Origin of the sequence: Nonomuraea sp. NPDC048826 (assembly GCF_043198225.1) — a bacterium.
GTDB lineage: Bacteria > Actinomycetota > Actinomycetes > Streptosporangiales > Streptosporangiaceae > Nonomuraea.
Window position 1 is genome coordinate 401,534 of record NZ_JBICUQ010000007.1, and the last position, 12,003, is coordinate 413,536.

Here is a 12,003-nt window from a genome sequence, read left to right on the forward strand (position 1 = left end):
TGCGGCGGGCGTGCGGCGGGTCAGGAGTCCTCGAGGCGGAAGCCGACCTTCATGCCGACCTGGAAGTGGGCCACCTCCCCCGCGTCGATGTGGCCGCGCACCTCGGTCACCTCGAACCAGTCGAGGTGGCGCAGGGTCTGCGAGGCCCGCCTGATGCCGTTGCGGATGGCCTGGTCGACGCTCTCCTGAGAAGTGCCGACGATCTCGGTCACGCGGTACGTACGATCCGTCATCTCCCGATCCTCCCTTACTCCAAGGCCATGATCGCATGACCTGTGCCTCCGTCCGGGGGCTCTGTCGCCGCCGGCCCGTCCGAGGTCTAACGTGAGAGGTATGAGGAGTTGGCGCAGGAAGCAGGCGGTCCACACCGTCACGGATGCCAGACCGCCGTTGAGCGCCGACATCCGCCACCGCGAGCGGAGCTACCTCATCAAGATGGGCATCCGCACGATCTGCCTGATCCTGGCCGTGGTGGTGCCGCTGCCGTGGCCGTACAAGCTGCTGTTCATCGCCGGTGCGGTCTTTTTGCCGTACATAGCGGTTATCGGGGCCAATGAGCGTGGGAAGGACGCCCCTCCTCCCACCTTTCAGACCCCCGAAGCTAACCAAAGCGAGATACCGCTGCATCGACGCGAGATCGGGTCGTGACTAAGTCTTGACGCATCCCACGGGTTGTAGGTGTACGCTTTAGCCAAGCGCTCCGGTCCCCCGTCGGAGTGCTGGTGCCGGCGTTCCGGGCCCCCGTCGGAACGCCGATGAAGCGACGCCGGGTGGTTTGCCCCCGTAACCACCCGGCGTCGCCCTTCTCCCGGCAAAACTTTCGAATGCGGATGATCTATCTGTGTGCCGGCTTCGCAGTCGGATAGGGCCGCTTTCCCGAAATCGTTTACACCCCGCCCGTCCCAGAATTCACAGGAAATCTTCAGGTTCGGGCGGGGGTTGACTTCGTGAGTTCGTTCCAGTGTCAGCCGTCGGTCAGTTTCTCGGTTGCGGTCTGGCCCCAATTCCTGGCCAGCGCGGTCAGCCGCGCCACCGCCTCCTCCGGCGCGGTCCCGGCGCCCTGCGCCAGGCCCAGCAGGTACGCGGTCAGCGGCGCGGCCGGTCGGGCCACCCCGTGCGCGACCTCCTTGGTCAGCTCCAGGATCTGGTCGCGGTCCACCCGGGCCGGGTCGATGCCCAGCTCCTCGCAGGCCAGCGCCGTCCACTCAGCGAGCACGTTCATTCCGAGCCTCCTTCAGGTCGTCCCCAGTGTCACAGTCGAACCACGCCTCGCGCGGCAGCGGCACCCGCCGGTCCGCGAGCGGCCCCAGCAAGCCGCGCAGCGACCGGTCCTCGTAGGCGGCCAGCGCCTGCCGCAGCGCGGCGGCCTGCCACACGCCGAGCAGCCACTGCTCCCGCCCGTCGCCGTCCACGGCGACCACCCCGCGAACCTCGGTACCGGCCCGTACGCCTGGATCCGCGGCCATGGCGGCCTGCCGGGAAGCCGGGTCGCCGGTCCGCTCCAGGAGGATGGCGAGGTGGGGCGGGGCCAGGAAGGGCAGGTCGGCGGCCAGCAGGATCACCCAGGGGGCGGTCACTTCGGCGAGTCCGGCGCGCAGAGCCGGGACGGGCCCGGCGCCGGGAGGGTCCTCGCGGACGAACACGGCGTCCGGGATGGCCCGCGGCGGCCCCACGACGATGACCCGCCCGCCGTCGGACCCTGCGGTCGTCCGGGCGGCGTCCCGGGCGGCGGCGGCCACGTTGGCGGCCATGGGGACGCCGCCCACCTCCAGGCCGGGCTTGTCCACTCCGCCCAGCCGCTCGGCCCTGCCGCCGGCCAGGATCACCGCGTCGAACACGCTTCCACCGTACGCACTCCTCGGGAAGGGAAACACCGTCCACGCGGCTTGCATGGGATCATGCCCGCTCGTGGTCGCGCAGGAAGTCCCTGAGGCGGGCCGCGGGGAGCGCGTGGGCGACGCGGCCGCCGACGCCCACGGTCGTCTCCGCCGCCAGGAGTGAGTTGAGCACGGCCTCCTCGACGGCGTCCAAGACTGCGCCGAACAACGGGTTCAGGGCGTGGTCGGGCATGGGGGCGAGGCCGGTGCTGGTGGTGAAGGCGATGGCGTAGTCGCCGCTCCCGTGGCTGTAGTCGGCCCCGACACGGGCGAGCGCGAACACGGCCCGCCTGGCCAGCCGGGTCAGCTGCCGGGCGTCCACGGGCGCGTCGGTCGCGACCACGATCATGCAAGACCCGGCCTCCCCCTCACCCCCTCCCCCGGAACCTGTAGAAAGATCCGGCCGGGCAGACCCGCCCCGAGCGGCGGTCTCGGCCGCGCCCGAGCGGGCGCCCGGAGCAGGGAGGACCGAAGAGGCCGGGGTGGGCGGGTCTGGAGGGCTGGGGACCGGGGAGGGTGGGGTGGGGAGGCCCAAAGAGGTGGGGGTGATGGGGTGGCCGTGGAGGCGGAGGGTGCCGCCGAAGTTGGTCTGGACGAGGGCGCCCAAGGTGATCGGGGCGTCTCCGGCGCGGACCACGCGGGAGGCGGTGCCGATGCCCGACTTGAAGCCGAGCGCGGTGGTGCCGGTGCCCGCGCCGACGCAGCCCTCGGCGACCGGGCCGCGGGCGGCCGAGGCGACGGCCTCCAGGACGTGGGCCTCGGTGACGGGGCGGGCCCGGATGTCGGACAGGAGGCCGTCGTTGCACTCTCCGACCACCGGGTTGAACGTCCGTACTCCGGCGCACCCGGGCTGCGCGAGCATCCACGTCACCAGCGCGTCGGCGGCGCGGAACGCCGACAGCGTGGCCGTGAGCACGATCGGCGACTCCAGCGCGCCCAGCTCGGCGAGCTGGGTGGCGCCGACGAGCTTGCCGTGGCCGTTGCCGGTGAACAGTCCGGCGGGCAGCGGGGCGCGCGGGCCGGCGTCGCCGGGCACGATCGCGGTGACGCCGGTGCGGATGCCGGGGTCGCGGACGAGGGTGACGTGCCCGACGCGTACGCCGGGCACGTCGGTGATCGCGTTGTGGGTGCCGCGCTCGCCGGAGGTGAGGCCCAGGTCGCGGGCCCGCACTAGCCGCCGATCGCCGACATGGGGCGGGCCGGCTGGAGGAAGGTGGGGTCGTCGATGCCGTGGCCGGGACGCTTGCCCGCCACGGCGGCGCGCCACCGGTCGGCCAGTTCGTCGTCGGTGGCCCCGGCCCGCATCGCGGCCTTGAGGTCGGACTCCTCGCGGGCGAACAGGCAGTTGCGGATCTGCCCGTCGGCGGTGAGCCGTACGCGGTCGCAGGCGCCGCAGAACGGCCGGGTCACCGACCCGATCACGCCCACCCGGGCGGGCCCGCCGTCGACCAGGAACCGCTCGGCCGGCGCGCTGCCGCGCTCCTCCAGGTCGTCGGGGGTGAGGTCGAAGGAGGCGGACAGCAGCGCCAGGATCTCGTCGGCGGTGACCATGGCGTCGCGGCTCCAGCCGTGCTGGGCGTCGAGCGGCATCTGCTCGATGAAGCGCAGCTCGTAGCCCTGTTCGAGACACCAGCGCAGCAGCGGCACCGCCTCGTGCTGGTTGATCTCGCGCATGAGCACCGCGTTGACCTTGACGGGCCGCAGCCCGGCGCGGTGCGCGGCGGCCAGGCCGTCGAGCACGTCGGGCAGCCGGTCGCGGTGGGCCAGCCGCTTGAAGGTGTCGCGGTCGAGGGTGTCGAGCGAGACGTTGACCCGGTCGAGCCCGGCGGCGGCGAGCGCGTCGGCGGTGCGGGCCAGGCCGATGCCGTTGGTGGTGAGCGAGACCTGCGGCCGGGGCCGCAGCGCGGTGGTGCGGGCCACGATGTCGGTGAGCTCGCGGCGCAGCAGCGGCTCGCCGCCGGTGTAGCGGACCTCGGTGATGCCGAGGCGTTCGACGCCGATGGTGACGAGCCTGACGATCTCGTCGGCGGTGAGGAGCTGGGCGTTGGGCAGCCAGTCGAGCCCTTCAGGCGGCATGCAGTACGTGCAGCGCAGGTTGCATTTGTCCGTGAGGGACACCCGAAGATCGGTAGCCACCCGCCCGAACGAGTCACGCAGCATGGGCGTCACCTCCCGTGGTCGCGCCGATGGGCCCGTGGGCGCCAAAAGGACAGCCTACGTCCGCTCTCGGTCCGGTCTCAAAACGGTGCGTCACCGTACAGCCTCCTGGAGAACGGGCGCGTGGCGTGGCCCCTGGGAGTCACAGAACACGCGGGGGGTACGGGGAGGGTCGTAACAGGGCGATCGTAACAACCCCATTCAACCGTCCGAAATTTCGTGACGGCATAAATGAGTGGGCTGGACCCATCTTGTCCGGGCAGACTGGATCAAGGACGAACAAGGAGTTCCACGTCATGCCGTACCAGCCAGCCCCGAACCTGCTGTCGTGGGCCAGCGAGATCGACGACCACACGATCGCGCAGGCGGCCCGCGCCGCCCGGATGCGGATCGTGTCCGGTCACGTCGCGCTGATGCCCGACGCGCATGTCGGCATCGGCGCCACGGTCGGCTCGGTCATCCCCACCGAGGGCGCGATCATCCCGGCCGCCGTCGGCGTCGACATCGGCTGCGGCATGGTCGCCACCGAGACCACGCTGACCGCCGCCGACCTGCCCGACACGCTCGACAAGCTGATGCCGCTGGTCGAGCGCCGGATCCCGGCCGGCGTGGGCAAGGGCCACGAGGACCCGTCGGTGGACCGGGCGCTCAGCGATCTCGGCCGCCCGCACACGAGCCTGACGCCGGCGCAGGAGACCAAGGTCGCCCGCCAGTTCGGCACGCTGGGCTCGGGCAACCACTTCGTCGAGGTCTGCCTGGACGAGCGCGACCGCGTGTGGACCGTGCTCCACTCCGGCTCGCGCGGCATCGGCAACCAGCTGGCCACCATGCACATCACCGGCGCCAAGAAGCTCATGAAGCGCCAGGAGATGGGCCTGGAGGACCCGGATCTGGCCTACCTGGTGCAGAGCACGCCGGAGTTCGACGCCTACATCGCAGACATGCTCTGGTCCCAGCACTACGCCATGGCCTCGCGCGCCCGGATGGACAAGGTCCTGGTCAACGCGCTGTTCCAGGTGGTCGGCACGGGCCGGAGGGTGCGAACCATCAACTGTCACCACAACTTCACCCAGCTGGAGACCCACTACGGCAAGGAGTTGTGGATCACCAGGAAGGGCGCGATCAAGGCCGACACCGGAGACGAGGGCGTCATCCCCGGCTCGATGGGCGCGCGGTCGTACATCGTGTCCGGGCGCGGCAACCCCGACTCCTACCACTCGTGCGCGCACGGGGCGGGGCGTCGGATGTCGCGGACGAAGGCCAAGCGGGAGCTGTCGGCGACGTCGCTGAAGGCGGCCATGCGCGGCCGCACCTGGAACGCCGACCGCGCCGCCGCGCTCGTCGACGAGCACCCGGAGGCCTACAAGTCGATCGACCAGGTGATGGACGACCAGAAGGATCTGGTGACCGTGCAGCACACGCTGCGGCAGGTGTTCAACTACAAGGGCTGAGTACGATCAGGCGGATGACTTCCGTCTACGTGTTCAACGGCCCGAACCTCAACCTGCTCGGCACCCGCAAGCCGGAGGTGTACGGGACCACGACCCTGTCCGACGTCGAGGCGATGTGCCGCGAGGAGGCCGAGGCGCTCGGCCTGGAGCTGGTCTTCGGGCAGTCCAACCACGAGGGCCAGCTGATCGACTGGATCCAGGAGGCGGGCGCCGCGGTGAAGGCCGGTCAGGCGATCGGCGCGGTGCTCAACCCCGGCGCCTACACGCACACCTCGGTCGCGTTGCACGACGCGATCGAGGGCGTGGAGCTGCCGCTGATCGAGCTGCACATCTCGAACGTGCACCGCCGCGAGCCGTTCCGGCACCACTCCTACGTGTCGCCGGTGGCGAGCGGGATCGTGGTCGGTTTCGGGGTGTACGGGTACGTGCTCGCGATCAGGGGGCTGCACAACGCGGCGCGCCCAGTCTAGAATCCGGTTCTAGATTGTTGTTCCGGGCTTTCGAGGAGGCGCGGTGGGCGAGCTGAAGGTGACCTGCGACCCGGAGGACGTCGGCCTCGACCCCGCCCGCCTCCGGCGGATCGACGCCCATTTCGCCCCGTACGTGGACGACGGGCGGCTGCCCGGCTGGCTGGTGCTGGTCAGCCGGCGCGGCGAGATCGCCCACCTGTCCGCGTACGGGTCGCGCGACGTCGCGTCGGGGGCGCCGGTGGAGACGGATACGCTGTTCCGGATCTACTCGATGTCCAAGCCGATCACCTCGGTCGCGGTGATGATGCTGTACGAGGAGGGGCTGCTGGAGCTGACCGACCCGGTCAGCCGCTACCTCCCGGCGTTCGCGGACCTGCGCGTGTACGAGAAGGGCCCGGCCTTCTCCCCCGTCACCCGGCCGACGACGGAGCCGATGCGGGTGTGGCACCTGCTCACCCACACCTCCGGCATGGTGTACGGGTTCCAGCACGTGAGCGTGGTGGACGAGATCTACCGGCGGGCCGGGTTCGACCGGGGCACGCCGCGCGGGATGAGCCTGGCCGAGGTGACCGACCGGTGGGCGGAGCTGCCGCTGCTGTTCGAGCCGGGCACGCAGTGGAACTACTCGGTGGCCACCGACGTGCTCGGCCGGCTGGTCGAGGTGGTGTCGGGCCGGCCGCTGGACGCGTTCCTGAGCGAGCGGATCTTCGGGCCGCTGGGCATGGACGACACCGGGTTCTGGATCGACGAGGAGCGGGCGGGGCGGATGGCCACGCTCTACACGGCCGACGGCCACCGCAGGGCCGTGCCCATGGACACGCGGGGCTCGGAGCTGCGGCGGCCGTCGTTCCTGTCGGGCGGCGGCGGGCTGATCTCGACGGCGGGCGACTACCACCGCTTCACCCAGTCGCTGCTGCGCGGCGGCGAGCTGGACGGGGTGCGGCTGCTGGGCCCGCGCACGGTCCGCTACATGACGCGCAACCACCTGCCGGGCGGGGCCGACCTGGAGGACTTCGGGCGGCCGGTGTTCGCCGAGGTGCCGTACTCGGGGATCGGGTTCGGGCTCGGGTTCGCGGTGGTGCAGGACGCCGCCCGGCACCGGACGCTGAGCTCGGAGGGCGAGTTCAGCTGGGGCGGGGCGGCGAGCACCGCGTTCTGGGTGGACCCGGCGGAGGAGCTGACGGTCGTCTTCATGACCCAGCTCCTCCCGTCGGACACCCACCCGATCAGGAGCAGGCTGCGGCAGCTGGTCTACCAGGCACTGCTGTAGCTAGCGCCAGGCCGGGGCCTCGCCGGTGTCGACGAGGTCCCAGCGGCCGTTGTCCTGGAGGCGATCCTCGTAGTAGTGGACGGTGGGCGGCAGCTCGACGTCCGGACCGGCGGCGAACGCCTCCCGCGCGGCCCGGCGCAGGTGCTCGGGGTCCACGCCGAGGGTGTCCGCGGCGACCCGGGCGAGGCGTTCCAGGGCGTGATGGCCCATGAAGCTGTCGTAGGTGAGGCTGAAGACGCGCTCGCGCGGCTGCCGGATGTCGCGGGAGATGACGTTGACCGGGGGCAGGTCGCGGGTCAGGCCGAGATCGGCCCGGGTGGCGGGGTCGACGTAGACGCCGCAGTCGCGGTAGAGGATCGCGGTGCGGCGGCCGTCGGGGTCGAAGGCGACCAGGGTGTTCTGGCCGTGCGGCTCGGGCACGCAGCCGGTGGCGGAGACGGCCTCCAGCCAGAGGCGCACCATGGGGGCGATCACCCGGCCGGCCAGCCACCCGGCGGGGTCCTCCCCGCTGCGGGCCGCGAGCTGCGCCACCAGCGGCGGGTCGTCCGGCCGGCGCACGTCCTGCCCGTAGAGCGCGAACAGCGGCACCGTGAACCGCGGCGTGGCCGCCGCCGGCCCCCGGGGGCGGGTCTCGCGGACGAGGAAGCCCCAGGACTCCGCCGGGTCGGCGCCCAGGACCCCGGCGGCGACCTCCGGGAGGACCGGCAGCCCGGCCGCCGACAGCTCCTCGGCCACCCACAGCTGCACCGAGATGATCGGCCGGCGCAGCCGCCGGGTGAAGCGCGACAGCCGCCGCGGGTAGTGGAGCTTGACGAAGTGCGGCTCCACCGGCTCGCCGCCGATCCGCTCGACGAACACGGTGCGCGCGTTGGCCGACGGCACCACGGTCAGATCGGGCCCCCGCTCGGTCAGCACGTCCAGGTCAGGCAGGCCGGGGAAGGCGAGCGTCTCGGGGTGGACCGGCAGCAGGAACCCGTCGCCGCCCTGGTAGTGCTTGACCGTCGCCGACTCCAGCGCGTTGCGCAGGAAGGCGCCCCGGCCGGGCGGCACCCGGAAGGTCGGCACCGCGAACCGTTCGAGGCCGAGCTGCGGATGGTACGGCTCGGAGATCTCCAGGTCCTGCGAGAACCGGCTGTAGGCCCGGGTGCCCGCCCCCAGGTAGCGCTCGGCGTACTGCCACACGCGCAGCGGGTCCTGCCCGTCATCAAGGATCATTCGCACCCGTTCCTCGTCGAAAGCCGGTAGATACCCGACATGGGAGCGTCTCAGTCGAGGTAGCGGAATCGGGGCCGCGGGTGCATCAGGAAGTCGTGGTGGGACAGGTTCCACGCGTACGCCCCGGCCAGCTCGAACACCACCAGGTCGCCCGGCCGCAGCTCCGTCACCGGGACGTCGCGGGCCAGCACGTCCCTCGGGGTGCAGAGCTGGCCGACCAGGGTGGCGGGGCCGGTGAGGGCGGGGCCGCCGCCGCCCGCCCGGGGCACGACGACGAACGGCTGGTCGTGGCCGCGGGCGACGGGGGTGCGCAGATGGTGGGTGCCGCCGCGCAGCACGGCGTAGTCGCGGCCGTGGTTGCGCTTGACGTCGAGCACGTCGGTGACGTACCAGCCGTGGTAGGCGGTGAGCGACCGGCCCGGCTCGACCCGCAGCCGCGCCTCGGTCGCGGGCAGCGCGGCGGCGTACGCCGGCCAGTCGAACACCCGGTCCGGCGCCCCGTAGTCGACGCCCATGCCGCCGCCGAGGTCCAGCTCCGGGTCGTCGAGGCCGGGCAGGTGCTCGCGGAGCCAGGGCAGCGCCCAGTCGGTCACGCGGCGGGCCAGGGCGGCCATGGCGGGCGCGTCGTGCCGGGCCCAGGTCAGGTGGGCGTGCAGGCCGCGCACCCGGATGTGCGGGGCGTCGGCCAGCAGCGGCAGGCAGGCGGCGAGGCCGTCCGGATCCATGCCGAACGGGCTGGCGGCGGCCTGCCGGGTGTCCTCGCCGGGCAGGTCCGGGTTGGCGCGCAGCAGCACGTCCACCGGGGCGCCCCGGGCGATCAGGCGGGCCAGCTCGCGGGGGCTCTCCACGTGCAGCCGGTGCACGGGCGGGGTGAGCGCGACTGCCAGCTCCTCGTCGGTCTTGCCGGGGCCGCTGAACGCGACCGGCCGTCCGGGGACGACCTCGCGCACGTGGGCCAGCTCGCCGCCGGAGGCGACCTCGAAGCCGTCCACGTACGGGTCGAGCGCGCGCAGGATCTCGGCTGCCGGGTTGGCCTTGACCGCGTAGTAGAGCTCCGCCGTCCCGGCCGTCGCCGCGCGTACGCGGGCGGCGTGCCCGCGCAGGGCCTCCAGGTCGTACACGTAGGCGGGCAGCTCCCCGCTCCCGGCCAGCCGCAGCGCCTCCGCCCGCACGGGCTCCGTCACCATCGGCTCCCCCTCTCGTCTCCGTATGCGAACGGTACGGGAGAGAGATCACCTCTGGCCTGGTGGGGCACCTGGAGAAGCGCGGGGTGCGGCCGGTGGGCCGCACCCCGCGAGGGTCAGACGGGACGGTGGGTCACGGGGAGGCGCAGGTGTAGCCGGACACGGTCTGGGTGTTGCCGTTGGGGCGGCTGACCTGGAAGCCGAACGAGGTGCCGGCGTTCGGGCCGAGGTTGCCGTTGTAGTTCATGTTCTTGGCCGTGACGGTCTGGCCGCTGGTGGTGAAGGCGGCGTTCCAGGAGCCGGTGATGCTGTGGCCGGCGGGCAGGGTGAAGGTAACGGTCCAGCCGTTGATCGCGGACGACCCGGTGTTGGTCACGGTGACGGGCTGGATGACGTAGCCGTTGCCCCACTGGGTCTGCACGGTGCCGGCGGCGGTGCACGGACCCTCGGGGCCGCCGTCGCCTTCGGTGGTGGTGAAGGTGACCGTGCTGGACGGGGTGGACAGGTTGCCGGCGCCGTCGCGGGCTCGCACGTACACCTGGTACTGGGTGCTCGGGGACAGCCCGGTCAGGGTGATCGAGTTGGTGGACGACTGGCCGAGTTGCGGGTCGGTGCTGCCCTGCTCGCGGTAGACGGTGTAGCCGGCCAGGCCGCTGCCGCCGGAGTCGGTGGAGGCCGACCAGGTCAGCGTGGCGGAGTTCGCCGTGACGTTGGAGGCGGCCGGGGTGCCGGGGGCGGTGGGCGGCGTGGTGTCGGTGGGGTCGCCGCCGTCGTCGAGCGCGTCGTGCACGGCGGTGTAGGACGGCTTCTGCTGGTAGTTCTCGTCGTAGATGAGCGCGGCGCCCTCGCCGGGGAAGGTGTCGGGCACCCAGGAGTACCTGTCGGTGAAGCCCCAGATGGTGACGCCCGCGCAGGCGTTCACGTTCATGCAGGCCTGGACGACGTCGCGGTAGTAGGTCGCCTGGGTGGCGTCCTTGCTGGAGGTGCGCGGCGTCTGCATGCGGATGTCAACCTCGGTGATGCGGACCTGGACGCCGAGGGCGGCGAAGCGCTCCAGGTTCTGCTGGAGCGAGGTCGGGAAGCCGTACTGGATCGCCAGGTGGCTCTGGAAGCCGACGCAGTCGACGGGCACGTTCTGCTGGCGGAGCGACGCCACCAGGTTGTACATGGCGGTGCTCTTGGCGTTGATGCCCTCGACGTTGTAGTCGTTGATGCACAGCCGGGCGTTGGGGTCGGCGGCGCGCGCGTAGCGGAAGGCGTCGGCGATGTAGCTCTGGCCGAGCGTGTTGTACCAGAACGACGTGCGCAGGTTGCCGTTCTCCTCGAAGACCTCGTTCACCACGTCCCAGGAGACGACGGCGGGGTTGTCGGCGTAGCGGCCGACGACCTGGCTGATGTGGTTCTGCATGGCCGAGCGCATGGCGGTGGCGCCGAGGCCCTGCACCCAGCCGGGGGTCTGGTTGTGCCAGACGAGGGTGTGGCCGTGCACCTGCTGGTTGTTCTGGGTGGCGAAGTTGACGATGGCGTCGGCGCCGGAGAAGTTGAACTGGCCCTGGCTGGGCTCGGTGGCGTCCCACTTCATCGCGTTCTCGGCGGTGACCTGGTTGAACTCGGTCGCCGCGATGTTCCGGTACTGGGTCTCGTTCGACAGCTGTCCGGTGGCGAGCGCGGTGCCGATGAACTTGCCGCGCGCGGCGGCGTGCTGGCGCAGCGGCGCCGAGGCGTCGGCGTGGCCGGCCGGCAGGAGGAACACGGCGAGCAGCCCGAGCAGGGCCGCTGCCGCGAGCGTCCTGGGCCGGGTGCCGGGTCTGATGAGCGTTGACGAAAGCACGAGCACCTACCTCCGGAAGGGCGCCAATCTGGTCCCGAAAGCTTTCGGCGGCTTCGGGATCCCTGCCGGGACGGTAGGGACAGGCCGGAGACAGGGTCAATGCCCGGACTGGCGCGCCACCGTTAAAGCAGGTGGCGACCTAAAATTATCGGCGATTTTGTGAAACTTTCATCGCACCCAGAGACAGAACGGGTGACCAGCGGGATCGAGATACACGCGCACGTCGTCCTGCGGCTGGTGCCCGGCGAGCGTCGCGCCCGCCTCCACGGCGGCGGCGCCGGCGGCGTCGAGGTCGTCCACCTCGATGTCGAGGTGCATCATCATCCGCTGGTCGCCGTCACCCGCGGGCCAGGTGGGGCGGACGTAGTCGTCCTCGGTCTGGAAGGCCAGCCCGGCGCCGCCGGGAGCCCGCAGGGTCACCCAGTCGGGCTCGTCGTCGTCGATCCGCCAGCCGAGCAGGCGACGGTAGAACGCGGCCAGCTCACGGGCGTCGGGGGCGTCGAGGACGGTGGCGGAGAGCTTGAAAGCGGCCATGGACCCCATGATGA

13 protein-coding genes are annotated in these 12,003 nt (G+C 71.8%); 4 read left to right on the forward strand and 9 right to left on the reverse strand.

Going from position 1 to position 12,003, the window contains the following annotated elements:
- Nucleotides 1–20: 20 nt before the first annotated feature.
- Nucleotides 21–233 (reverse strand): dodecin, encoded by a 213-nt coding sequence (locus ACGFI7_RS26740; RefSeq protein ID WP_393409331.1) that lies wholly within the window; start codon nucleotides 231–233, stop codon nucleotides 21–23.
- Between the two features lie 100 nt (nucleotides 234–333).
- Between ACGFI7_RS26740 and ACGFI7_RS26745 the strand changes: the two genes are divergently transcribed.
- On the forward strand, nucleotides 334–648 hold the full coding sequence (locus ACGFI7_RS26745; protein WP_393409333.1) for a DUF3099 domain-containing protein: 315 nt from the start codon (nucleotides 334–336) through the stop codon (nucleotides 646–648).
- Nucleotides 649–964: 316 nt separating this feature from the next.
- Here ACGFI7_RS26745 and ACGFI7_RS26750 read toward each other — a convergent pair whose 3' ends face one another.
- Genes ACGFI7_RS26750 through moaA form a run of 4 tightly spaced genes read right to left on the reverse strand, consistent with a single transcriptional unit; the run spans nucleotide 965 to nucleotide 4,037 of the window.
- Nucleotides 965–1,222: a DUF6457 domain-containing protein gene (locus tag ACGFI7_RS26750; RefSeq protein WP_393409335.1), complete on the reverse strand. Its 258-nt coding sequence runs from the start codon at nucleotides 1,220–1,222 to the stop codon at nucleotides 965–967.
- Nucleotides 1,206–1,838, reverse strand: coding sequence for a molybdenum cofactor guanylyltransferase (locus ACGFI7_RS26755; protein WP_393409336.1), 633 nt, complete (start codon nucleotides 1,836–1,838; stop codon nucleotides 1,206–1,208). The genes ACGFI7_RS26750 and ACGFI7_RS26755 overlap by 17 nt, the downstream gene beginning before the upstream one ends.
- A gap of 58 nt (nucleotides 1,839–1,896) precedes the next feature.
- Entirely contained in the window at nucleotides 1,897–3,048 is a 1,152-nt protein-coding gene (locus ACGFI7_RS26760; RefSeq protein ID WP_393409338.1) for a P1 family peptidase, read from the reverse strand.
- Complete coding sequence (gene moaA / locus ACGFI7_RS26765) at nucleotides 3,048–4,037, reverse strand: GTP 3',8-cyclase MoaA (RefSeq protein ID WP_393409339.1); 990 nt, start codon at nucleotides 4,035–4,037, stop codon at nucleotides 3,048–3,050. The genes ACGFI7_RS26760 and moaA overlap by 1 nt, the downstream gene beginning before the upstream one ends.
- Nucleotides 4,038–4,330: 293 nt before the next feature.
- Here moaA and ACGFI7_RS26770 point away from each other — a divergent pair, with 293 nt between their 5' ends.
- Genes ACGFI7_RS26770 through ACGFI7_RS26780 form a run of 3 tightly spaced genes read left to right on the forward strand, consistent with a single transcriptional unit; the run spans nucleotide 4,331 to nucleotide 7,225 of the window.
- The gene (locus tag ACGFI7_RS26770) at nucleotides 4,331–5,485 is read left to right on the forward strand and encodes an RtcB family protein (protein ID WP_393409341.1); all 1,155 of its coding nucleotides are present in this window, start codon (nucleotides 4,331–4,333) and stop codon (nucleotides 5,483–5,485) included.
- A 14-nt stretch (nucleotides 5,486–5,499) separates the two neighbouring features.
- Nucleotides 5,500–5,955, forward strand: a complete 456-nt coding sequence (gene aroQ, locus ACGFI7_RS26775; RefSeq protein ID WP_393409342.1) for a type II 3-dehydroquinate dehydratase — start codon at nucleotides 5,500–5,502, stop codon at nucleotides 5,953–5,955.
- Between the two features lie 43 nt (nucleotides 5,956–5,998).
- Nucleotides 5,999–7,225 (forward strand): serine hydrolase domain-containing protein, encoded by a 1,227-nt coding sequence (locus ACGFI7_RS26780; RefSeq protein ID WP_393409343.1) that lies wholly within the window; start codon nucleotides 5,999–6,001, stop codon nucleotides 7,223–7,225.
- Here ACGFI7_RS26780 and ACGFI7_RS26785 read toward each other — a convergent pair whose 3' ends face one another.
- From ACGFI7_RS26785 to ACGFI7_RS26800, 4 genes are all read right to left on the reverse strand, one after another.
- Nucleotides 7,226–8,440, reverse strand: coding sequence for an IucA/IucC family C-terminal-domain containing protein (locus ACGFI7_RS26785; protein ID WP_393409344.1), 1,215 nt, complete (start codon nucleotides 8,438–8,440; stop codon nucleotides 7,226–7,228).
- Between the two features lie 50 nt (nucleotides 8,441–8,490).
- Nucleotides 8,491–9,627: an alanine racemase gene (locus ACGFI7_RS26790; protein WP_393409345.1), complete on the reverse strand. Its 1,137-nt coding sequence runs from the start codon at nucleotides 9,625–9,627 to the stop codon at nucleotides 8,491–8,493.
- 130 nt (nucleotides 9,628–9,757) lie between these two features.
- Entirely contained in the window at nucleotides 9,758–11,455 is a 1,698-nt protein-coding gene (locus tag ACGFI7_RS26795) for an endo-1,4-beta-xylanase (RefSeq protein ID WP_393409347.1), read from the reverse strand.
- Between the two features lie 168 nt (nucleotides 11,456–11,623).
- Nucleotides 11,624–11,989 carry a VOC family protein gene (locus ACGFI7_RS26800; RefSeq protein WP_393409348.1) on the reverse strand — a complete coding sequence of 122 codons (366 nt, stop codon included), beginning with the start codon at nucleotides 11,987–11,989 and terminating at the stop codon, nucleotides 11,624–11,626.
- Between the last annotated feature and the right edge of the window lie 14 nt (nucleotides 11,990–12,003).